At 63.2% G+C, this 19,081-nt stretch carries 23 protein-coding genes and 1 pseudogene; 13 read left to right on the top strand and 11 right to left on the bottom strand.

The features are described 5' to 3' along the window. The first annotated feature begins 219 nt into the window (after nucleotides 1-219). From ACTHLA_RS05685 to mutM, 3 genes are read left to right on the top strand one after another with little or no spacing between them, the layout of a single operon-like run. Nucleotides 220-729, top strand: a complete 510-nt coding sequence (locus ACTHLA_RS05685) for a hypothetical protein (protein WP_440186118.1) — start codon at nucleotides 220-222, stop codon at nucleotides 727-729. Between the two features lie 8 nt (nucleotides 730-737). After that, the gene (locus ACTHLA_RS05680) at nucleotides 738-1,373 is read left to right on the top strand and encodes a CatB-related O-acetyltransferase (RefSeq protein WP_440186117.1); all 636 of its coding nucleotides are present in this window, start codon (nucleotides 738-740) and stop codon (nucleotides 1,371-1,373) included. A 9-nt stretch (nucleotides 1,374-1,382) separates the two neighbouring features. Next, complete coding sequence (gene mutM / locus ACTHLA_RS05675; protein ID WP_440186116.1) at nucleotides 1,383-2,240, top strand: bifunctional DNA-formamidopyrimidine glycosylase/DNA-(apurinic or apyrimidinic site) lyase; 858 nt, start codon at nucleotides 1,383-1,385, stop codon at nucleotides 2,238-2,240. Between the two features lies 1 nt (nucleotide 2,241). Here mutM and ACTHLA_RS05670 read toward each other — a convergent pair whose 3' ends face one another. After that, nucleotides 2,242-3,186, bottom strand: a complete 945-nt coding sequence (locus ACTHLA_RS05670; RefSeq protein WP_440186115.1) for a tetratricopeptide repeat protein — start codon at nucleotides 3,184-3,186, stop codon at nucleotides 2,242-2,244. A 90-nt stretch (nucleotides 3,187-3,276) separates the two neighbouring features. Here ACTHLA_RS05670 and ACTHLA_RS05665 point away from each other — a divergent pair, with 90 nt between their 5' ends. Together ACTHLA_RS05665 and ACTHLA_RS05660 are read left to right on the top strand one after the other, a co-directional pair. Beyond that, nucleotides 3,277-4,662 (top strand): leucyl aminopeptidase family protein, encoded by a 1,386-nt coding sequence (locus ACTHLA_RS05665; RefSeq protein ID WP_440186114.1) that lies wholly within the window; start codon nucleotides 3,277-3,279, stop codon nucleotides 4,660-4,662. Nucleotides 4,663-4,808: 146 nt separating this feature from the next. Continuing rightward, complete coding sequence (locus tag ACTHLA_RS05660; RefSeq protein ID WP_440186113.1) at nucleotides 4,809-5,672, top strand: C40 family peptidase; 864 nt, start codon at nucleotides 4,809-4,811, stop codon at nucleotides 5,670-5,672. A gap of 131 nt (nucleotides 5,673-5,803) precedes the next feature. On the opposite strand, the gene ACTHLA_RS05655 is transcribed toward ACTHLA_RS05660, so the two are convergent. The 5 genes from ACTHLA_RS05655 to dinB all read right to left on the bottom strand — a co-directional run bounded on the left by ACTHLA_RS05655 (nucleotide 5,804) and on the right by dinB (nucleotide 10,492). Next, nucleotides 5,804-6,244, bottom strand: a complete 441-nt coding sequence (locus ACTHLA_RS05655; RefSeq protein ID WP_440186112.1) for a glycine zipper 2TM domain-containing protein — start codon at nucleotides 6,242-6,244, stop codon at nucleotides 5,804-5,806. A 155-nt stretch (nucleotides 6,245-6,399) separates the two neighbouring features. Then, on the bottom strand, nucleotides 6,400-6,783 hold the full coding sequence (locus ACTHLA_RS05650; protein WP_440186111.1) for a glycine zipper 2TM domain-containing protein: 384 nt from the start codon (nucleotides 6,781-6,783) through the stop codon (nucleotides 6,400-6,402). A 91-nt stretch (nucleotides 6,784-6,874) separates the two neighbouring features. Beyond that, nucleotides 6,875-8,599: a heparinase II/III family protein gene (locus ACTHLA_RS05645; RefSeq protein ID WP_440186110.1), complete on the bottom strand. Its 1,725-nt coding sequence runs from the start codon at nucleotides 8,597-8,599 to the stop codon at nucleotides 6,875-6,877. Nucleotides 8,600-8,602: 3 nt separating this feature from the next. Continuing rightward, nucleotides 8,603-9,265, bottom strand: coding sequence for a ribulose-phosphate 3-epimerase (rpe, locus tag ACTHLA_RS05640; RefSeq protein WP_440186109.1), 663 nt, complete (start codon nucleotides 9,263-9,265; stop codon nucleotides 8,603-8,605). Nucleotides 9,266-9,406: 141 nt separating this feature from the next. Further along, complete coding sequence (dinB, locus tag ACTHLA_RS05635) at nucleotides 9,407-10,492, bottom strand: DNA polymerase IV (RefSeq protein WP_440186108.1); 1,086 nt, start codon at nucleotides 10,490-10,492, stop codon at nucleotides 9,407-9,409. 99 nt (nucleotides 10,493-10,591) lie between these two features. On the opposite strand from dinB, the gene ACTHLA_RS05630 reads away from it, so the two are divergent. From ACTHLA_RS05630 to ACTHLA_RS05620, 3 genes are read left to right on the top strand one after another with little or no spacing between them, the layout of a single operon-like run. Beyond that, nucleotides 10,592-11,377, top strand: a complete 786-nt coding sequence (locus tag ACTHLA_RS05630) for a DUF72 domain-containing protein (protein WP_440186107.1) — start codon at nucleotides 10,592-10,594, stop codon at nucleotides 11,375-11,377. After that, nucleotides 11,377-12,381, top strand: coding sequence for a Gfo/Idh/MocA family protein (locus ACTHLA_RS05625; protein ID WP_440186106.1), 1,005 nt, complete (start codon nucleotides 11,377-11,379; stop codon nucleotides 12,379-12,381). The genes ACTHLA_RS05630 and ACTHLA_RS05625 overlap by 1 nt, the downstream gene beginning before the upstream one ends. Then, complete coding sequence (locus ACTHLA_RS05620) at nucleotides 12,381-13,079, top strand: DUF6445 family protein (RefSeq protein ID WP_440186105.1); 699 nt, start codon at nucleotides 12,381-12,383, stop codon at nucleotides 13,077-13,079. The genes ACTHLA_RS05625 and ACTHLA_RS05620 overlap by 1 nt, the downstream gene beginning before the upstream one ends. Here the strand turns inward: ACTHLA_RS05620 and ACTHLA_RS05615 are convergent. After that, nucleotides 13,076-13,669: a hypothetical protein gene (locus tag ACTHLA_RS05615; RefSeq protein WP_440186104.1), complete on the bottom strand. Its 594-nt coding sequence runs from the start codon at nucleotides 13,667-13,669 to the stop codon at nucleotides 13,076-13,078. The genes ACTHLA_RS05620 and ACTHLA_RS05615 overlap by 4 nt on opposite strands. A gap of 73 nt (nucleotides 13,670-13,742) precedes the next feature. Here ACTHLA_RS05615 and coaBC point away from each other — a divergent pair, with 73 nt between their 5' ends. From coaBC to ACTHLA_RS05600, 3 genes are all read left to right on the top strand, one after another. After that, on the top strand, nucleotides 13,743-14,936 hold the full coding sequence (gene coaBC / locus ACTHLA_RS05610) for a bifunctional phosphopantothenoylcysteine decarboxylase/phosphopantothenate--cysteine ligase CoaBC (protein WP_440186103.1): 1,194 nt from the start codon (nucleotides 13,743-13,745) through the stop codon (nucleotides 14,934-14,936). Nucleotides 14,937-14,986: 50 nt separating this feature from the next. Beyond that, nucleotides 14,987-15,481, top strand: coding sequence for a dUTP diphosphatase (gene dut / locus ACTHLA_RS05605; protein WP_440186102.1), 495 nt, complete (start codon nucleotides 14,987-14,989; stop codon nucleotides 15,479-15,481). 117 nt (nucleotides 15,482-15,598) lie between these two features. Beyond that, entirely contained in the window at nucleotides 15,599-15,946 is a 348-nt protein-coding gene (locus tag ACTHLA_RS05600) for a hypothetical protein (protein ID WP_440186101.1), read from the top strand. A gap of 10 nt (nucleotides 15,947-15,956) precedes the next feature. Here the strand turns inward: ACTHLA_RS05600 and ACTHLA_RS05595 are convergent, their stop codons facing one another. The 4 genes from ACTHLA_RS05595 to ACTHLA_RS05580 all read right to left on the bottom strand — a co-directional run bounded on the left by ACTHLA_RS05595 (nucleotide 15,957) and on the right by ACTHLA_RS05580 (nucleotide 18,021). Then, complete coding sequence (locus tag ACTHLA_RS05595; protein WP_440186100.1) at nucleotides 15,957-16,157, bottom strand: hypothetical protein; 201 nt, start codon at nucleotides 16,155-16,157, stop codon at nucleotides 15,957-15,959. Next, nucleotides 16,154-16,576: an SRPBCC family protein gene (locus tag ACTHLA_RS05590; RefSeq protein ID WP_440186099.1), complete on the bottom strand. Its 423-nt coding sequence runs from the start codon at nucleotides 16,574-16,576 to the stop codon at nucleotides 16,154-16,156. Before ACTHLA_RS05590 ends, ACTHLA_RS05595 begins: the two co-directional genes overlap by 4 nt. Further along, on the bottom strand, nucleotides 16,573-16,905 hold the full coding sequence (locus ACTHLA_RS05585; RefSeq protein ID WP_440186098.1) for an ArsR/SmtB family transcription factor: 333 nt from the start codon (nucleotides 16,903-16,905) through the stop codon (nucleotides 16,573-16,575). The genes ACTHLA_RS05590 and ACTHLA_RS05585 overlap by 4 nt, the downstream gene beginning before the upstream one ends. 99 nt (nucleotides 16,906-17,004) lie before the next feature. Beyond that, entirely contained in the window at nucleotides 17,005-18,021 is a 1,017-nt protein-coding gene (locus tag ACTHLA_RS05580) for a hypothetical protein (RefSeq protein WP_440186097.1), read from the bottom strand. Nucleotides 18,022-18,232: 211 nt separating this feature from the next. Here ACTHLA_RS05580 and ACTHLA_RS05575 point away from each other — a divergent pair, with 211 nt between their 5' ends. Then, complete coding sequence (locus ACTHLA_RS05575) at nucleotides 18,233-18,394, top strand: hypothetical protein (protein ID WP_440186096.1); 162 nt, start codon at nucleotides 18,233-18,235, stop codon at nucleotides 18,392-18,394. A 161-nt stretch (nucleotides 18,395-18,555) separates the two neighbouring features. Next, a pseudogene (locus ACTHLA_RS05570) lies at nucleotides 18,556-18,798 on the top strand (type II toxin-antitoxin system death-on-curing family toxin); the annotation flags it as partial. Nucleotides 18,799-19,081: the final 283 nt, after the last annotated feature.

The raw sequence follows: 19,081 nt of genomic DNA, 5'->3' as shown, positions 1-19,081 counted from the left end.
GGTTTCACGCATCATTGAGGCAGGGGGTAAAGATAAGCCTAACGTCAGGAGTCTTGAATCCGGCGCCGCTTGCGGCTATGTAACGAACGGGCCTGCCGGAAAGGCCCCGCCCCACGAAAAGCGCAAGCTACCCGGACGCAAGGCTTTGCCGACGACAATTGACGCTTCTTTGTTGGCCTGACCGGGATGGGGACCGGGCCGTTTCGCAAAGGAGACCCTATGTCCTCATCTTCTCTCGATACCTATCGCCGCGCCGCTGTACGCCTGTTGAAAGGCATGCGCAGCGACGACGAATTGCGCCACGCCTCGGCCATGGACCGCTTCGCCCGCCTGGCCATGCGCATCCCGCCCCAGACCTTCCAGCTCAAGCACGCCCTGGCCGTCATCGCCGACGAGGCGGGCTATCCCAACTGGGCGGCGCTGAAACAGGCCTGCGACGGACCGGACTTTTCCGAATTTTTCGCTGCGCCCGGCCTGAAGGATTCGCTCAATGCGTGGTTCACGGACCATGCGGAGGCCGCCGGTCATCGCGCCGAGACGGACGGCGTGCTTTTGCCCTATCGCCAGCAGATGTTCGTGACCTCGACCGCCATCCTGCCGCGGCTGGGCTTTACGACCGACGATCCCGACTGGCGCGACATCGGCTACGACTTTGTGCGGCCCGCCGATCCGGCGGCTCATGCCCGCATCGTCGCCGCCCTGACGCGGCGTTTTCTTCTGACCCATTGAGGCCCGACATGAGCTGGCTTAATCCCAACAAGACCCACCCGATCGCGCTGCCCGACGGGACCGAGATCCGCAACACCGTCTATCTCAACAAGGTCATCGACCACCCGCGCATCACGGCGGGCGATTTCAGCTATGCGTCCAGCTTCGATCCGGTCGAAGACTGGGCGCAGACCCTGGCGCCCTATCTGTTCCCGATCAGCCGTGAAAAGCTGGTGATCGGTCGCTTCTGCCAGATCGCCCACGGCGCGCGCTTCATCACCTCCTCGGCCAATCACCCGATGGGCGGATTTTCGACCTTCCCGTTCCGGGTGCTGCGCCCGGAGACGATGGGCGACTATCTGAACCTGCCGTGTCGCGACACGGTCGTCGGCAATGATGTCTGGATCGGTATGAACGCCCTGATCATGCCGGGCGTGACGATCGGCGACGGCGCCATTATCGCGACCGGCGCGGTGGTGACCAAGGATGTTGCGCCCTACAGCCTCGTTGGCGGCAATCCGGCGACTCTTATCCGCCGCCGCTTTGACGACGCTACGGTGGCGGAACTGCTGCGTATCCGCTGGTGGGACTGGACGCCGGAGAAGATCGCGGCCAATCTGGCGGCCATTGAAGGCGCGTACCTGGCCGCGCTGGCTTCCGCGTAAAGAGTCGTTATGCCCGAACTGCCCGAAGTCGAAACCGTCCGGCGCGGCCTGATCCCTTATCTGGAAGGGGCGCGCCTGACGCGGGCGCGCCTTCATCGTCCCGACCTGCGCTGGCCGTTCCCGGACCGGTTCACTGAGCGGCTGGAGGGCGCAACCGTGCTGCGGCTGGAGCGGCGGGCGAAATATCTGCTCGCCCATCTGGATACGCAAAGCGTCTGGGTCACGCATCTGGGCATGACCGGTCGCTTCCGCGTCGATGCCGCGCCGGGTTCGGAACCCTATTACCAGACCGCGCCCGATCCCAAACACCGGCATTTTCAGGTCATCGCCGAAAAAGACGGTCAGAGCGTCGAGATCGACTATTACGATCCGCGCCGCTTCGGCTTTATGCTGCTGCTGACGCCGGATGAACTCTACGCCAGCCGCTGGTTTCAGGGGCTGGGCGTCGAACCCCTGTCCGACGATCTGACGCCAGCCTATCTGCTCGGCAAGGCGCAGGGGCGCAACCTCAACCTCAAGGCGCTGCTTATGGCGCAGGCCGGGATTGCGGGTCTTGGCAATATCTATGTCTGCGAAGCGTTATGGCGCGCGCGCCTGTCGCCGGACCGCAAGGCGCGCGACCTGACGCCCGATCAGGCGGCGGCCCTGACCGACGCGATCAGGTCCGTCCTGAACGACGCCATCGCCTCCGGCGGCTCGTCAATCAGCGATTTTGCGGCGGCGTCGGGCGAATTCGGCTATTTCCAGCACCGTTTCTGCGTCTATGACCGCGAAGGCGAGCCATGCGCGCGCAAGGACGGCGGCATGATCGCGCGCAAGGTCCATCAGGGACGCTCGACCTTCTTCTGCCCGGTCTGTCAGATTTAATCTATCCCCCGGCGGCCTGAACCGAGGCCCAGGAACGGATCGGCGCCTGCGATGCGGCGGGCGCCACGGCGGCGGAACCGGCGCGGCGCGCCGCCGAAGCCTGTTGCAGCCAGGCCAGATCAGCATCGGCCTGCTGCGGCGGCAGATCCTGACGCAGCAGACGTTCGGCCTCGGACAGCTTGCCTTGCAGGCCCAGCACCAGCGCCAGATTCTGACGCACCTGCATGCTGGCGTCCTTCTGCGCGGCGGCGGTGCGCAGCAAGGGCTCGGCCCCGGCCAGATCGCCGCCCGCCGCCTTGGCCATGGCGATATTGGTCAGCACGTCGGGATTGTCCGGCGACAGTTTCAGCGCCGCCGCCCATTCCGATTGCGCGTCGTCCGGGCGCTTGATCTGCTGATAGGCGACGCCGAGCAGCGAATGGGCGGTCCAGTCTTTCGGCCTCAGCTCAATCACATGCTGCAACGGCGCGACGGCTAAGAACGCGTCGTCGCCCGCAATATGGGCGCGCGCGGCGGCCAGCAGCAGATCGACATTGTCCGGTGCGAACAGCAGAACGCGATGGGCGATATCGGCGGCCTGATCGTAGCGACCCAAAGCGCGCAGGGCGTTGGACAAATAAAGCCCCATCTGAGGATCGTCGGGCGCGTGGTCGAACTGGTTGGTGAAGAAGGCCGACTGGGCCAGCGGATCGGCGCGCAGGGCGGCGGCGATCTCGTCCTTGGAGGCTTTGTGGAAGGCCGCGTCGCCGCCATCATCCGACATGGTGGGCAGGTTGGTGGTCACGCTGGTCTGGGTATTGCCGCTCACCGAGGGCGTCACGCCCGATGCAGGGGCAGCATCCGCTTTCGGCTTGCCGCCGAACAGGCCCGCCGAGGCGGGCGCGGCTGTTACAAGACCGCTTACAGCCAGAGCGGCGGCGAAGACGAAAAGACGATGACGACTCACGCATGACTCTCCCGAATGGCGATTTTAAGCTTTCGGTTAATCTCATGAAGATAGAGTTAAGGCGCTTAACCTTCGTTAACCGGATCCACCATGCCCAAGCCGCTCAAGACGCCCGCCCCCACCGCTCACCGCCTGATCGCCGTGTTCGAGGAGGAGGCCGAGTCCGTCGTCGGTCTGGCCGCCGAAGCCGATTTCCTGCGTCTGAAGGGGTTTAGCGGCAAGGCGGGCAGTCTGATCGTGCTGCCGTCGAAATCGGGGCTGATCGCCTGGTTCGGCCTGGGGGCGCGCCGTCATTACACGCCGATGCGCTTCCGCGCCCTGCCGACGCAATTGCCCAAGGGGCTGTGGCGGCTGGAGGCCGATGTCGGGCTTGATCGCGCCGCCATCCACGCCGCCTGGGGCTTCGGCGCCTACGCTTTTACGCGCTACAAGGCGGGCAAGGCCATCGAGGCCAGACTGGACGACGCCGAGCTGGACGGCGAAACCCGCGCGCAGGTCGAGATCGAGGTCGGCGCGCATAGGCTGGCGCGCGATCTGGTCAATACGCCCGCCAACGATATGGGGCCCGCCGAGATCGAAGCGGCGGCGAGGCGCCTGGCCCAGACCCATGGCGCCGACATCACGGTCATCACCGGCGACGATCTGCTGAAAGAGAATTACCCCGCCGTCCACGCCGTCGGACGCGCGGCGGGTCCGAACAATGCGCCGCGCCTCATCGAAATGACCTGGCGCAGCAACCCCGCGCAAAAGGACGCGCCGGTGATCGTGCTGGTCGGCAAGGGCGTCGCCTTCGACACCGGCGGGCTGAATCTCAAGCCGGGCGCCAGTATGGGGCTGATGAAAAAGGATATGGGCGGCGCCGCTCATGCTCTGGCGCTCGGCGACTGGGTGATGGCGTCGAACCTGCCGGTGCAGTTGCATATTCTGATTCCGGCGGTGGAGAATTCGGTGTCGGGCGACGCCTTCCGCCCGGGCGACGTGCTGGCCTCGCGCGCCGGGATCAGCATCGAGATCGGTAATACCGACGCCGAAGGTCGACTGATCCTGGCCGACGCCCTGACGCGGGCGGGCGAGTTGAACCCGACCCTGACGGTCGATTTCGCCACCCTGACCGGCGCGGCGCGCGTGGCGCTGGGGCCGGAGGTGATCCCCTTCTATACCGAGGACGAGGATCTGGCCCGCCGCCTCGAAGTCGCCGCAATCGCGCGCCACGACCCCTTATGGCGCATGCCGCTGTGGGCGGGCTATAAGGACGCGCTCGACAGCGACATCGCCGACATCCGCAACGATCCGGCGGGCTGGGCGCAGGCCGGATCGGTAACGGCGGCCCTGTTCCTGCAACGCTTCGCCCCGACGACGGGCGCCTGGGTCCATTTCGACATCTACGCCTGGAACCCGCGCAGCCGCCCCGGCCATCCGGTCGGCGCCGAAGCCCAGGCGCTGCGGGCGGTTTACGAGGTCTTGAAAGCGTATTAGATATTTTTGTCGCTCTTCCTTATCCAAGAAGTGGAACCACTTTTTGGGGAAACGCTCGCAACACTTTATTGACTGTGGCTGTTAACGCGACTTTTGCATCCCTGCGCTAAGCTGCCCTCATAGTATTGGTGAAGGCAGAAGCTTCCATGACGCATATGAGCGACGAACCCTATGACAAGCGCACGACGCCCTTCAAGGATGGCGTGACCGACCAGGCGCACGAAGGCCTGATCCGGGCGCGATCCTACGTCGCGGGCGAGGTGTTGAGCTGTTACGACGCCACGGCGCCGATCCTGTCCTCGCCAGAACACGGCGCCGAGCAGTGGGACCAGCTCCTGATGGGCGAGCGCTTCAAGGTGATCGAGCGCAAGCACGACTTCTTCTGGGGTCAGGCGCTGCGCGACGGCTATGTCGGCTATGTGCCGGTGTCGGCCTTCCGCCGCGACTGGTATCTGCCGACCCACTATGTCGCGACGCTTCGCACCTACGTCTTCGCCGCGCCGAACCTGAAGGCGTCGATCCTGACCGCGCTCAGCCTGAACGCGCTGGTGTCGGTGACGCGCTATGAGAACGGCTTTGCCTATATCAACGAGATGGGCTGGGTGTTCGCCAACCACCTCAGCGATTTCGAGCGCTTCGCCGAGGACTTCGTGGCGGTAGCCGAATCCTATATCAACGCGCCCTACCAGTGGGGCGGGCGCGAAAGCATCGGGCTGGACTGCTCCGGCCTGTTGCAGCAGTCGCTGTACGCCGCCGGTTACGGCTGCCCGCGCGATTCCGACATGCAGGCGAAACTCGGCGTCGCGCTGACGGTCGGTCCCGATCTGGGCGACCTGCGTCGCGGCGATCTCGTCTTCTGGAAGGGCCATGTCGCCATCATGGTCGACGATCACCACATCATCCACGCCAACGCCCATCATATGAAGGTGGCCATCGAACCGCTGCGCGAGGCGATTGCGCGCATCGACGCGGCGGGCTCAGGCCAGCCGACCGGCTTTCGCCGACTGTAAGCGATCAGGCTCAACCGCTTGGCGCGCCGATAGTGCGGCGGCGTCATCACCGCAATGACATACTATAAAAGGCCCTGCCGCCTCTGGATCGGCAGGGCCTTCTTGATGGCCGGGCGGCTCAAGCCGGAGATTTACCAGCGAGCCCCGTAGCGGCCATCATTGCGGTCATAACGGTCGCGGCTGTCGCGACGGTCGTTGTTGCTATAGCTGTGGCGATCATAGCTGTAGCGGTTATAATTGTGGCTGTCATAAGCCTTGTAACGCACCGGCTGCATGCGCGCCTGGTAGCAGTCGTCGCGGGCCTTGTCCTTGGCGACGCTGTTGCCGACCAGACCGCCGACCACGGCCCCGGCGGCGACGCCCAGACCCTTATTGTGCGTATCGGCGACGCTGCCGCCCAGGGCGCCGCCCAGCAGGGCGCCGATGATGGTCCCGGTCTTGGCCTTTTCCTGCGTCATGGCCTTGCAGCCATAGACGGGACGGGCCTCAGCCATGGCGGGGACGGCGGCGGCGGAAGCGATCAGGCCCATCGACATGACCGCGACTGTGGCGTTGCGAGCGATCTTGTTCATAACTTAAGTTCCTTTCTTCTATGGCCCGGAGCGTTTCCGCGACCGATCATGAAACCGGTTATAAACCCCGCAAGCTGAACGGAGCTTGAGCCGCCCGTTCATCCTGGTTCAGGTAACAAAAAACCCCGCCGGACGGCGGGGCTTTTGCAAAAACGCTAGCGATAGCGCGGATCGACATATTTATAGACGACCTTGTGGCGACGACCGTGACGATCTTTTTCCCAGACCGTGCGTTCGCGCCAGGCGTGCTCGTCCTCGCAGCGCTCCTTGCCGTGGTTTTTGCCCATTTTCGAGCCGACCAGACCGCCGACCACGGCGCCGGCGACCGTGCCAAGGCCCTTATTGTGCGTGTCGGCCAGCGAACCGCCAATGGCGCCGCCCGCGACCGCGCCGATCACCGTGCCGGTCTTGCTGCTCTTCTTTTCTTCGTACTTGCAGACATAGCTGGTGGCGTCGGCCACGTTCGGAATCGCGGCCAGGCCCGTCAGCAGGCCCGCGCCGACCACGGCGGCGGCGATCTTGTGATGAAACTGAGACATGACTGTGCTCCTTTCTCTCTTCGCGGTCAGTATCTCCGCGACCGAATAAGGATGCAGTCGGTAAGCCGTCCCGATTTTGTAAGCGAGCATGTTACGCTTCGGCGGGCGATAATTTCCAGCGCACGCGCGTGGCCGCGTCGAGCCGACAGGAGCCGCGCAGGGCGATCACGGTCGTGCGGCGCGGCTGTCCGGCCTCGAAAACCGTTCCATTATCCTCCAGCGCCACGTCGCGCGCGTCGTGCCGCAACCACCAGCCGCGCCCGCCGGGTCCGCGCAGCAGGATGCTCTTGCGGTCGCGCGCCAGCGAGGCCTGCACTTCCGGGTGCAGCACGAAGCGGATGGCGAAGGGCGCCGCCATGGGCAGATCCTTGCGCGTTTCAATGGCGGTCAGACGGTCTTCGCCGCGCAATTCGTCGCGTTGCAGGTCGATGTAGAGGCGACGCTCGTGACGCATGCCGTATTTCGGCTTCCAACCGTCATGCTCCATCTCCAGCAGCACCCCGGCGCCTTCCGCCTCGGCGCGGCGCGAGCGGACCTTATAGCGCGGACCTTCCAGCGCATTGTCGAGCAAGGGGCCGAACGGGCCGGTCACCGGCGCCAGGATCGCGTCCTCGCCGATGCTGAGGCCGTTGCCGGCGCCGATGACGCGGAACGCCTGCCGGTCCGCCTGCAGGGGCGACCAGCCATTGGAGACGATCAGCTTGTCGTGACCGCCGGACGCCTCGAAATTCATCGGCTGGTCGCAGGCGGCGGTTCCGAAGGCGTCCATGCGCGGCTCGCCCGCATCGACAAAGACGCTGAGCGAACGCGCGATCAGGCGCTGATAACGGCTCTGCTCCAGCGCGCCGGGCAAGGCGCCGGCCTTGCCGTCGGTATGAACGAGGGCCGGGGCGATGCGCGTTTCGGAAACGCCCTCGCCGCCCTGAAAGGCGCATAGGCTCCCGTTCGGATGCGACAGGGCGCGCACGAAGCGGCTTAAAGCCTCGACCGCCTGTTCGACGGCGGGCGGGATGGCCAGAGAGCGCTGCGCCAGCGCGTCTTCCAGCATCAGGAGGTCATAGAGCAGCTCCAGCGCCGCCTGCGGGCTGCGCGAAGCGTGGCCGCCGTCGGCCAGCACGGTGCGCTTCAACGCGGCGGGCAGGCGCTTCAGCCCCTTGCGGCGAAAGCCGTCGCCGATCCGCCCCGACAGGACGCAGCCGAGCAGGCTCAGCGCAATCGCGCGCGTCGCCTGGGTCGCCGGGTCGTTATAAAGACGCAACAGGTGCCGCCCCTGTTCGGACAGCGACTGAGCCAGCCAGACCCCGTCTTCGGGCGTTCCGGCGGCGGCGATGCGGCGCGCATGGGCGGACAGGTTGATCAGGCGACGCGGCAGGATGGACGCGCCCCACGGAAAGGGCGCCCAGCGCCGGAAGGTGCGCAGCCACAGGACGAACAGGCGCAAGGCCTCTTTCGCGCCCGGCTCGCCCTGCGCCATCAGCGACGGCAGCCAGGAGAAACGGTGCAGTTCGGCGGCGAAGGCGCGCGACGGCGAAGGCCGGTTCCACGGATCGCCGCTGCCCTGAACGCTCATGCGCGCATCGGCCAGGGCGAAGCGTCCGGCCAGGATGGCCTTGCCGAGCCGCGCGTCCGCCGGACGGGCATCGTGCGGCGCAGCCAGGAAACCGTCAGGCGTGCGTCCGCGCAAGGTGAGGCCATAGCCCGGCATGCCGAACAGCTCGGCGCCGAGCTGATGCTTGAACCACGCCGACAGGATGCGCGCGACGGACGGGCGCGTCGGGGTGGAGCTGTGGGGGCTGACGGACTCGAAGGGCTGCACGGTTTACAGCCCTTTCAACGCCTTGATATTGGCGGCGTAGGCCGAAGGTCCGCCCTTGAACACGGCCGTCCCGGCGACCAGGGCCGTAGCGCCTGCGCTGACGCATAGCCCGGCGTTCTGGGCGTTGACCCCGCCATCGACCTGCAGAATCGCCGGATTTTCCGCCGCGTCGAGCTTTTTGCGGATGACCTCGATCTTGCGCAACTGAGTGTCGATAAAGCTCTGGCCGCCGAAACCCGGATTGACGCTCATCACCAGCACGAGGTCGATATCGTCCATCACATAGTCGAGCACATCGACCGACGTGGCGGGGTTCAGCACGACCCCGGCCCTGGCGCCGAGCTGACGGATATATTTCAAGGTGCGGTGCAGGTGCGGCCCGGCTTCGGGATGGACGCTGATCAGATCGGCGCCCGCCGCGCGGAAGGCGTCAAGAAACGCATCGACGGGCGAGATCATCAGGTGGCAGTCAAAGGGCAGATCGGTGTGCGGGCGCAGCGCCTTGACCACGTCCGGGCCGATGGTGATGTTGGGCACGAAATGGCCGTCCATCACGTCGATATGCACGAAATCGGCGCCCGCCTCCGTGATCGCCTTCACCTCGGCGCCGAGCGCGGCGAAGTCGGAGGCCAGAATGGACGGGCAGATCAGCGGCGCAGCGGACATAAGGGGTAAAACTCGCGGAATTGGGGTGTGATGTTTAAAGCGTTATTGCGTCGGCGGGGTCAACCATTTTGACGCGCCAAAGGCGTTTACCCGACATAGCTCAGCAGGACGTCATCACAAAGCCGTCTTTTGCCTTTCGGGCTACAAGCCCAGGCTCAACTGCGGCTCATCCGCCTCCGCGCCCAGATTGGACAGGGTGACGCCCAGAAGACGCACGCCCTTGGGCGGCGGAAAGACGTTGAGCAGCAGGCTGTTGACCGCTGCGATCATCTCGCTTTTATCGGTCAGGACCGCGCCGGTGTGCGAGCGGGTGATGATCTGGAAGTCGGAGAATTTCACCTTCAGCGTCACCGTGCGGGCGCGCACCGCGTTCGTCTCGACATGGCGCCACACCTTGTCGATCAGAGGCTCCAGTTCGCGCCAGGCGGCGTCGAACGCGGTCAGGTCCGTGAAGAAAGTGGTTTCAGCGCCGATGGATTTGCGCTCGCGATCCGGTTTGACCTCGCGCCGGTCCACGCCGCGCGCGATCCAGTAATAATGCTTGCCCGACACGCCGAAGGCGCGCGTCAGATCGTCCAGCGACCGCGCGCGCAAATCTGCGCCGGTTTCGATACCCAGCCTGTGCATCTTCGCCGCCGTCGCCGGGCCGACGCCGTGGAATTTCTTGACTGGCAGGGCGGCGACGAAGGCCGCACCCTGTTCGGGCCGGATCACGCACAGGCCGTTCGGCTTGTTCTGATCGGAGGCCAGCTTGGCCAGGAACTTGTTATAGGATACGCCCGCCGAGGCGGTCAGTTGCGTGGCCTCGAAAATGCGCGCGCGGATTTCCTTCGCGATCTCGGTGGCCGAAGCCATATTTTTCCGGTTTTCCGTCACGTCGAGATAGGCTTCATCGAGTGATAAAGGCTCGACCAGCGGCGTATAGTCCTCGAAAATATCGCGGATCTGGCGCGATACCTGCTTATAGACGTCGAAGCGGTGGCGCACGAAGATCAGGTCCGGGCATTTGCGCTTCGCCGTTACGCTGGGCATGGCGGAATGGACGCCGAATGTGCGCGCCTCGTAACTGGCCGCCGCCACCACGCCGCGCAAGGACGAACCGCCGACCGCCACCGGCTTGCCGCGCAGGTCGGGATTGTCGCGCTGTTCCACCGACGCGAAAAAGGCGTCCATATCGATATGGATGATCTTTCGATGCCGGGTGCTGTCGCTTTCTGACGAATCCATCGGCTTGACTCTGCCACAACAGGAACATTAAGTGAACATGTAATTTGCGTCTGGCATGTTGACGCCGGATGCGTCAAAAAACGGCAACGGAGGAAGCTCATGGCTATTTTTATCGGCATCGGCGGCTGGACCTATGAGCCGTGGCGCGGAACCTTCTATCCCGACGGCCTGACGCAGAAGCGGGAACTGGACTACGCGGCGTCGAAACTGACCGGCATAGAGATCAATGGCACCTATTACGGTTCGCAAAAGCCGGAATCGTTCCGAAAATGGCGCAATGAGACGCCGGACGGCTTCACCTTCGCCGTCAAGGGCACGCGCTACGCCACCAACCGCAAGGATCTGGCGGCGTCCAGCGAGTCGGTCGAACGCTTCTTAAAAAGCGGAATTACCGAACTGGGCGACAAGCTGGGGCCGATCAACTGGCAGTTCATGGCGACCAAAAAGTTCGACGAGCAGGACTTTGACAACTTCTTCAAACTGCTGCCGCCGGAGCTGGACGGAGTGCGTCTGCGCCACGCGGTCGAGGTGCGGCACGACAGCTTCCGCGACCCGGCCTTCATCGCCCTGGCGAAACGCTACAATATCGCCATCATCACCGGCGCGGATTCCGAATTCCCGGTCATCGCCGATCAGACGGCGGACTATGCGTATTTGCGCCTGATGGGCACGACCGAGGGCCATGACAGGGGCTATAGCGAGGCCGATCTCGACGCCTGGGCCAAGCGCATTAAAGCGTTGAGCGAGGGCGACATCCCCGGTGATCTGCCTTGCGTCACTGGCGAGCGCAAGGCGGCGCCGCGCGACGTCTATGCCTTTGTGATCAGCGGCCACAAGGTCGCCAATCCCGCCGCCGCCATGGCGCTTATCGAGAGACTTGCCTGATGCAAAAACCCGTCGTCTTCGGCATCCTGTCCACCGCGAAAATCGGCCTCAACAAGGTCATCCCGGCCTTTTTGAAAAGCGACAGGATTCGCGTCAAGGGCATCGCCTCGCGCACGCTGGAATCGGCGCAGGCTGCGGTCGATAAGCTTGGGCTGGAGCAGGCCTATGGGTCTTACGAAGACCTGCTGGCCGACCCGGAAATCGAAGCGATCTATAACCCGCTGCCCAATCACCTGCATGTGCCGCTGACGCTTCAGGCGGCTGAGGCGGGCAAACACGTCCTGTGCGAAAAGCCGATGGCGCTCAACGCCGCCGAAATCGACGCGCTGGAAGAGGCGGCGCGGTCCGTCCACATCATGGAAGCCTTCATGGTGCGGCACTCGTTGCAATGGCAAAAGGCGCGCGATCTGATCCGCGACGGCGCCATCGGCGCGCCGCATATGATCCAGAGCTATTTCAGTTATGAAAACCTTGATCCCGACAATATCCGCAACAAGGTCGAATGGGGCGGCGGCGGGCTGATGGACATCGGCTGCTACTGCATTGTCGCCGGACGCTATTTCTTCGAGGCCGAACCGTTGCGCGCCGTCTCGCTGGTCAAACGCTCCGAGATTTTCGGCACGGATGTGGTCGCCTCCGGCCTGCTCGATTTCGGGCAGGGACGGCAACTGTCCTTTACGGTCTCGACCGAGGCGGGCCGCAGTCAGACGATCAATGTCTTCGGCCAGACCGCGCGGCTCAACCTGCCCATTCCGTTCAACCAGCCGGTGACCACGCCCAGTCGCGTCGTCATCGACAATGGCGCGACGCTCGACGGACATGAGGCGATTGTTCACACCCTGCCGGTCGCCGACCAGTACCAGTTGATGGGCGAAGCCTTCGCCGCCGCCATCCGCGGCGAGGCGTCCCTGCCCTACGGAATGGCGGACGCGCGCCGGAACATGAAAATTCTCGACGCCCTGTTCGCATCAGAGCGGTCCGGCGGCTGGGCCGAGATCGCCTGATGTCGGCCTTCGCCGTCAATCCCGCCGCCGAAGCCAGCGCGCGCCGTCTCGGCAAAGAGAGCGCGCCTTTATTGATGGTCGATAACGTGCTGGCCGATCCAGAGGCGGCGCGCGACATCGCTATAAAGACCCCGTTCGGCGATCCGGTCAGCATCTGGTATCCCGGCGTCAACGCCGCCCTGCCGCAGAGCTATCTGGAAGCCCTGCTGCCCGCCCTGCGCCCGTCCCTGCAGCGGGTCTTCGGCATCGCGCCCGACCGGCGGCTGTCGGCGCACGGTTTCTTCGCCCTGTCCACCCGGCGCGCCGACGAGCTGACGCCGCGCCAGCGCATTCCGCATTATGACCACGCCGAAACCGATATTCTGGCCTGTGTGCATTATCTGGCGCACGATCAGGGCGGCGGCACCGGCTTTTTCCGTCATGACGCCAGCGGCTTCGAGGCGATCACGCCCGACCGGCGCGAAGCCTATATGGCCGCCATCGACGCCGAACTGGACGCGCACGGCGCGGCGCTGAAAGGGTTCGCCGGGCCGGACACGCCGGGCTTTACCCTGACCGAGGCTGTCGAGGCGCGATTCAACCGGCTGATTATCTATCCGGCCTGCGTGTTGCATTGCGCCCTGTTCGACGGCGCGCGGTTAAGCGACGACCCGCGCCTTGGGCGCCTGACCGCCAACAGCTTTATCCGTGCCGCCTAGTCGTTGCGCGCTTTGCGCCATCCGCCTGAAGCTTCGATGTCTTTTTGCTGCTCCCAGTAGTCGGCGCCGTCGCGGGGACGGAACAGGATGCGCGGCGCGCCCTGTTTGGTCATGACGGCGAAGATATTCTGACGCGGATCGTAAAGCAGCGTGTCGCCATTGCGGCGTTTCAGGGTCTGCACGCCCTTCGGCGGCGCGTGGACAAAGCCATGCGCCATGGCCAGAAAATCGGCGTAGGATTTCGCGCCGATCTCGGCGCCGTGATGCGCGTACTGATAATGGGCATTGTCGTCGGCGGAATATTTGCGGCTTTGCGACCAGAGCGGCCAGTCGCCGTAAGCGGTTTCGGTGATCTGCGCGCGCGGCCCGGACGGCAGGGGCAGGGCGGCGCCCGTTTGCGGCGCAACGGTTTCCGGCGGCGGCGCGTCGTTCGTCACCGGCATGGAGGCCTCGGCGTCGGACGCTGGCGGCGCGGCCTTTGCGGGCAGGGTCGGCGACTCGCCCTGCCCGTCGCCGATCACGGCGGACGGCCCGGCGTCGCAGGCGCTCAGCAGCAACAGTCCGGCGATCAGAATGGCGCGCGTTCGCATAGCTTCCCCCTTCACGGCTTGCCGACCCGTCCCCACCTATGGCACAAGCGCGCAGTGAGTTAAAGGAGCCGAGATGGCCAGTCCCAAACGTATCCTGCTGATCGTCGGCGGCGGCATTGCGGCCTATAAGTCGCTGGAGCTGATCCGGCTGATCAAGAAGGCCGGGCATGAGGTCCGCGTCGTTCTGACCCAGGCGGCGCAGGCCTTTGTGACGTCTTTGAGCGCCGCCGCCCTGTCCGGGGACAAGGTCTATAGCGACCTGTTCGACCTGACCGACGAGACGGAAATGGGGCATATCAGCCTGTCGCGGCAGGCCGATCTGGTCGTGGTCGCGCCGGCCACCGCCGACCTGATGGCCAAGCTGGCCAACGGTTTGGCGAATGATCTGGCCTCGACCCTGTTGCTGGCTACGGACAAGCGCGTTTTGATGGCGCCGGCGATGAATGTGCGCATGTGGCGCCATGCGGCGACGCAGCGGAATCTGGCGACCTTGAAGGCGGATGGCGTGTTGTTTGCGGGGCCAGACGAGGGGGAAATGGCGTGCGGCGAGTTCGGACCGGGGCGGATGCAGGAGCCGGAGGCGATTTTCGACGCGATTATGTCGGCGTTGCAGGAAGCGTCTAAGTCTTTGATTAGCAAGAAGATTATAGTGACCGCCGGGCCGACTTTCGAGCCTTTGGACCCGGTGCGCGGTCTGACCAACCGGTCGTCCGGCAAGCAGGGCTATGCGGTGGCGCAGAAGCTGGCGGAGGCGGGCGCCGAGGTGGTTCTGGTCTCCGGGCCGGTGGCTTTGGCGACGCCGCCGGGGGTCGTGCGGATCGACGTCGAGACGGCGCAGGAGATGTATGAGGCCGTGCATAAGTCCTTGCCGTGCGACGCCTTTATCGGAGTGGCGGCGGTGGCCGACTGGCGCGCCAAAGAGGTGGCCAGCGAGAAGCAGAAGAAGACCGCCGAGGACACGCTAAGCCTTACCCTGGTTAAGAATCCCGACATTCTGGAATCGGTTTCCAAGCATCTGGACGCGCGCCCGCGCCTTGTGATCGGCTTTGCGGCGGAGACGCAAAAACTGGAGGATTACGCCAAGGCGAAACTGGCCTCGAAAGGCTGCGACGCCATCATCGCCAACGATGTGTCGAGCGGCGTTTTCGGCGCGGCGGAGAACCGCGCGACTCTGGTGGACCTTGGCGGTTACACCCCGATCGAGGGTGGGACGAAGGCGGAGATCGCCGATTTTCTGGTCGGATATATTCAAAAACGATTGGGATAATGGCCGAGAATCGTGTGAATTAGCCGAAATTTGCGAAAATTAGGCCCCAAATGAACCCACCCATCCCACCCACGCCGCAAACCCCCGCCCAGCCGGACGTCACCGCCTATGTCGTGCAATTGCCGCACGCCGTCGGCCTGTCCCTGCCCGCCTATGAGACGGACGGATCGGCGGGGCTCGACCTGCGCGCGGCGATCCCCGAAGGCGATGAATTGACGCTGAAGCCGCTAGGCCGCGCTCTGGTGCCGACCGGACTGAAGATGGCCGTGCCGCAGGGCTTTGAGGTTCAGGTGCGTCCGCGCTCCGGTCTGGCGCTGAAATTCGGCGTTACCTGCCTGAACACGCCCGGCACGGTCGACAGCGACTATCGCGGCGAGGTCGGCGTGATCCTGATCAATCTCGGCGCAGAGGATTTCGTCATCCGGCGCGGTGACCGCATCGCGCAGATGATCGTGGCGCGGCATGCGCGCATCGTCTGGCAACAGACCGACAGTTTAGAGGTCACGACGCGCGGCGAAGGCGGTTTCGGCTCGACCGGCCGATAAGCCGCTACCTTCCGCATCGCTTTTTGATAATTCCTTAACCAAAGTCGAACGGCGCGTATCATCGCGCCGTATTTGTTGCGTGCTTCCTCCCCTCCTCCATTATAAAAAGGGACCAGCATGAATGACATCTGGCATTTTTTCACCGGCGTCAGCGACGGTTTCAGCAACGCCTTATCCACGCTCAATCCGCTGCCGGTGCTGATCGTCGCGATCCTGATCGGCCTGTTGCAGCCCAAGGCCGACCGGCTGGGGCTCAAGGCGCTGCTGGCGGTCGTGGTCGTGCTGGCGTTTCAGATCTTCCTGCCTGTGGTGATGAACCACGGCTATGCGCGCTGGCCCGATCTCAGCCATATCGGCGCGGTGGTCGATCTGTTCCTGCTCTATGTCTTCGCCTATGGCATGATCGGCGTGCTGGGCGGCTTGAAAGGCATGACCAAGCTGGGCGCCGCCAAGGCCGCGCACTGATCAGCTCTGGTCAGGTCTGGCGGCGCAGGTACGGCAGAAAAAACATGTAGAGGCCGGTGATCAGCATTGGAATCAGCGGCACGGCGGCCAGAAGGCCGATCCATTGCGCCTGAACCTGCATGATGACGGCGGCGATATTGATCAGGGCCGCCACGGTGAAGATAATGGACAGCCAGCGGTGCGTGGTGCGGATGGTCTGGCTGAGGGTCATTGCGCGGCCACCTGATCCAGCTTGTCGAAGAACTGCGCCCAGCCGTATTTGGCGCCGCCGATGGCCTGTTTCTGCTCGGGACGGAAGCCGGATTGCTCCATGCGCAGGCGCGCGCCGGTTTCGGTCGGGGTCAGTGTGAAGGTGACCACGCTTTTGAGCGCATAGGCGGGGTCGTCGCTGTTGAAATCCCAGGTGTAGGACAGGCTGCGCTCCGGCTCGATCAGCAGCACTTCGCAATCGAGCACGCCGCCCCATTCGCCGCGCAGCTTGAACCGGTGGCCGACCTCAGGGGCGAAATCGTTGTCCATCAGCCATTCGCGGATCAGGTGCGGCTGGGTCAGGGCGCGCCACAGCTTATGCGGCGGATGGGCGAAGTCGCGCTCGATGGCGACGGTCTGGAGTTCGGCGGCGTCGGTCATTGGTCCATCCTGTTCAGGAGATTATCGAGCTTGTCGAAGCGGCCCCGCCAGAAGGCGGTCATCTCGACGGTCCAGTCGCGCAAGGGACCGAGCGCGGCGGGCTGCGCGCTGTAATGGGTCTGGCGCCCGTCGGGGCGATCCGTCACCAGCCCGGCCAGTTTCAGCGCCGCCAGATGCTTTGAGACGGCGGGCTGCGAAATCCCGGCATGGCGGGTCAGCGCCACCACCGTCTGCTCGCCCTCGCGGCACAGGCGCTCGAAAATGCCCCGCCGCGTCGGATCGGACAGGGCTTTGAAGATGGCGTCGGTTTGGGGTGATTCATAACTCATAGGTTATTCATAATGCATTAGTTATGAATGAGTCAAGGGTAACGGGTGATCCGCGTAATACCGTTTTGCCCTTCACTTTTGGGTCATTGGGGATGCATTTTAGCTCCTACGGGGAGCGCTTTCTCTTAAAGCTAGCATTGTCTTGATGGTCGCCGTCAATTCACTGATCAGGTAATCGACGGAACCATACTCCCATATTACCGTGTTGCAGTGCTTCGTATCAAAATGCGGCCCATCGGTAGGGTGGTCAAAGACAGATCGTTCGCAAATGTAGATCACAGGCTTTCCAAGCCCTTCCGCATAACCCGCTTCCCAGTAAGCACCTTTATTGCCGTGGCTTAGGTCTGCGACTACGAACGCGCTTTCGCGGATTTTCTGACGCATAATATTGTCTATAATTCCAGGCTCTTTGAAGGTGCTCACTTCGCGAAGTTCGAAACCCGTGTTTGCCAAGACTCCAGCCTTGACATCTTTTAAGTAGGCCTCGAACGTTGGTTCATTAAACTTGCGCGCCAAGAATCCGTACGAACCGGTCAATTCTCCATGCTTTTCTTTGTCGTAAAGCTCCCAACCATCTAAGGTAAGGTCGTACTTTGGATAATAGACATGCGGCTGCTCTCCGTTTTCAAGAGGCCTTGGATCGGTGCGTGAAATTAGACCACGGGCGATCATCTGATCAGCAATCTGCTGTATGCGTTCGTCGTTAAATGCCCCAACTATTGCTGCAAGGTCTTTAGACCCGTGAAATGCAACGCCATTATCTCGAACATAATTCCCAATATACACAATGAGATTTTGAACCTGCTCCGGCGGCGTAGGAAGGCGTTCTGTCTCAACTATGCTCTGGAGCTTCTGAAGGTTGAGAACGAAATACCTGTCCGGTGAATTAGCTTTGCTTCGGCTTAAATAGTGCGATAGCGCTGCACGTTTCAGCTTAGAGGCATCAGTCGAACGCAGGTCGCTAAAATTTCCCAAGGCGTCGTGAGTGAGGCCGTATTTGCCGCAGACGTCGCATTCGTAGCCGCTCCAGCCGCCCCTTTCCCCGTGAATATGGCATTTACCGCCGTACACGTCCGAGCAAATCACGCAAAGCGCGCTTATGAAGTCCGTCTGCATTATCAATGCCCTTAAACGAGGAAAGATAAAATATTACGCCCAAAACCCGGCCTTTGTCTTCTCCATCGCCGTAAAGAAGGGTTGGGCCTCGGTGCGGGCCAGCCATTGGCGGACGTGTTCGAAGGTGAGACCGACGCCGCTTTCAAGCCTCAAGTTGCGGCTGCCTCATCATGAAATTTCATGATAAAATGCTTATAAGGGAGTTTCAGCCATGACAGAGCAGTCGTCGCGGGAAAAGTTCGCTACGCAGATGGATAGCGCGATGCTGGCTGATCTGCGCGCTCTGGCCAAGACTGAGGGGCGTCAGCTTCAGTCTCTGGTGGAGGAGGCGGTCGGAAGCTGGAGGCTGGCGGAATCGCGGGTGGGGATTTAGGGGTGTGAAGCCTTGAGGCAGGGGCAAACGCGCGGCGAGATCCCCCCTTCCACCGCTTCGCGGTCCCCCTTCCCCGTAAACGGGGAAGGATAAAAACTACGCCCAGAAACCCGCTCTTGTCCTGTCCATAGTTGTGAAAAAGGACCGGCTATTATCCCGATCTCGTCGCCGAAGCCGCTGCGCTTTGGGAAAGCCTGTCGCAAAACCATCCGTTTATCGACGGCAATAAGCGCACGGCCTTCGCGGCCATGCACGTTTTTCTGATCCTGAACGGCTGTGGTCTGGACGCCGATCTGGACACGGCGATGGGGTTCGTTATCCCGCTTTATGACGCGAACGCCTTGCGTTTTGAGCGGCTGGAGCCGTGGCTGCGGCGGCATGTCGTGACGCGGCAGGGATTATGAACCGCCGCCGCCTCCTGCGCCTCTAGGGAAAAGGGGAACCGCAGATTGACGCAGATGAACGCAGATTTGGATTGAACCACGGAAACGGCGTTCGGCGCAGCCAAAACACGGATGATGGCCTTCGGCCATCTGCACGGATAGCCTAGCCCGCTTCATTCATCGTAACGCGGTTCTCATTTCGATTTAGTTTGGGGTTTATACGGTCGCACTTTTCTGTGTCGTGTTTTTCGCCACGCGCTTGGGACTGATTTTCCTCTGATCGGGTTGATGGTTAGGGCGACGT

Source organism: Asticcacaulis sp. (assembly GCF_051956075.1).
Lineage (GTDB): Bacteria > Pseudomonadota > Alphaproteobacteria > Caulobacterales > Caulobacteraceae > Asticcacaulis.
Note: the sequence above shows the minus strand (reverse complement) of the source record. Positions and strands in the feature narration are given on the sequence as shown.

What these genes read in the sequence shown, in the direction of transcription:
- ACTHLA_RS05615 (WP_440186104.1), bottom strand. Translation starts at nt 13,669, where the DNA reads ATGCGAACGCGCGCCATTCTGATCGCCGGACTGTTGCTGCTGAGCGCC.
- ACTHLA_RS05665 (WP_440186114.1), top strand. Translation starts at nt 3,277, where the DNA reads ATGCCCAAGCCGCTCAAGACGCCCGCCCCCACCGCTCACCGCCTGATC.
- ACTHLA_RS05660 (WP_440186113.1), top strand. Translation starts at nt 4,809, where the DNA reads ATGACGCATATGAGCGACGAACCCTATGACAAGCGCACGACGCCCTTC.
- ACTHLA_RS05625 (WP_440186106.1), top strand. Translation starts at nt 11,377, where the DNA reads ATGCAAAAACCCGTCGTCTTCGGCATCCTGTCCACCGCGAAAATCGGC.
- dinB (WP_440186108.1), bottom strand. Translation starts at nt 10,492, where the DNA reads ATGGATTCGTCAGAAAGCGACAGCACCCGGCATCGAAAGATCATCCAT.
- ACTHLA_RS05650 (WP_440186111.1), bottom strand. Translation starts at nt 6,783, where the DNA reads ATGTCTCAGTTTCATCACAAGATCGCCGCCGCCGTGGTCGGCGCGGGC.
- ACTHLA_RS05590 (WP_440186099.1), bottom strand. Translation starts at nt 16,576, where the DNA reads ATGACCGACGCCGCCGAACTCCAGACCGTCGCCATCGAGCGCGACTTC.
- ACTHLA_RS05600 (WP_440186101.1), top strand. Translation starts at nt 15,599, where the DNA reads ATGAATGACATCTGGCATTTTTTCACCGGCGTCAGCGACGGTTTCAGC.
- mutM (WP_440186116.1), top strand. Translation starts at nt 1,383, where the DNA reads ATGCCCGAACTGCCCGAAGTCGAAACCGTCCGGCGCGGCCTGATCCCT.
- ACTHLA_RS05585 (WP_440186098.1), bottom strand. Translation starts at nt 16,905, where the DNA reads ATGAGTTATGAATCACCCCAAACCGACGCCATCTTCAAAGCCCTGTCC.
- ACTHLA_RS05620 (WP_440186105.1), top strand. Translation starts at nt 12,381, where the DNA reads ATGTCGGCCTTCGCCGTCAATCCCGCCGCCGAAGCCAGCGCGCGCCGT.
- rpe (WP_440186109.1), bottom strand. Translation starts at nt 9,265, where the DNA reads ATGTCCGCTGCGCCGCTGATCTGCCCGTCCATTCTGGCCTCCGACTTC.
- ACTHLA_RS05575 (WP_440186096.1), top strand. Translation starts at nt 18,233, where the DNA reads ATGACAGAGCAGTCGTCGCGGGAAAAGTTCGCTACGCAGATGGATAGC.
- ACTHLA_RS05655 (WP_440186112.1), bottom strand. Translation starts at nt 6,244, where the DNA reads ATGAACAAGATCGCTCGCAACGCCACAGTCGCGGTCATGTCGATGGGC.
- ACTHLA_RS05680 (WP_440186117.1), top strand. Translation starts at nt 738, where the DNA reads ATGAGCTGGCTTAATCCCAACAAGACCCACCCGATCGCGCTGCCCGAC.
- dut (WP_440186102.1), top strand. Translation starts at nt 14,987, where the DNA reads ATGAACCCACCCATCCCACCCACGCCGCAAACCCCCGCCCAGCCGGAC.
- ACTHLA_RS05685 (WP_440186118.1), top strand. Translation starts at nt 220, where the DNA reads ATGTCCTCATCTTCTCTCGATACCTATCGCCGCGCCGCTGTACGCCTG.
- ACTHLA_RS05595 (WP_440186100.1), bottom strand. Translation starts at nt 16,157, where the DNA reads ATGACCCTCAGCCAGACCATCCGCACCACGCACCGCTGGCTGTCCATT.
- ACTHLA_RS05580 (WP_440186097.1), bottom strand. Translation starts at nt 18,021, where the DNA reads ATGCAGACGGACTTCATAAGCGCGCTTTGCGTGATTTGCTCGGACGTG.
- coaBC (WP_440186103.1), top strand. Translation starts at nt 13,743, where the DNA reads ATGGCCAGTCCCAAACGTATCCTGCTGATCGTCGGCGGCGGCATTGCG.
- ACTHLA_RS05630 (WP_440186107.1), top strand. Translation starts at nt 10,592, where the DNA reads ATGGCTATTTTTATCGGCATCGGCGGCTGGACCTATGAGCCGTGGCGC.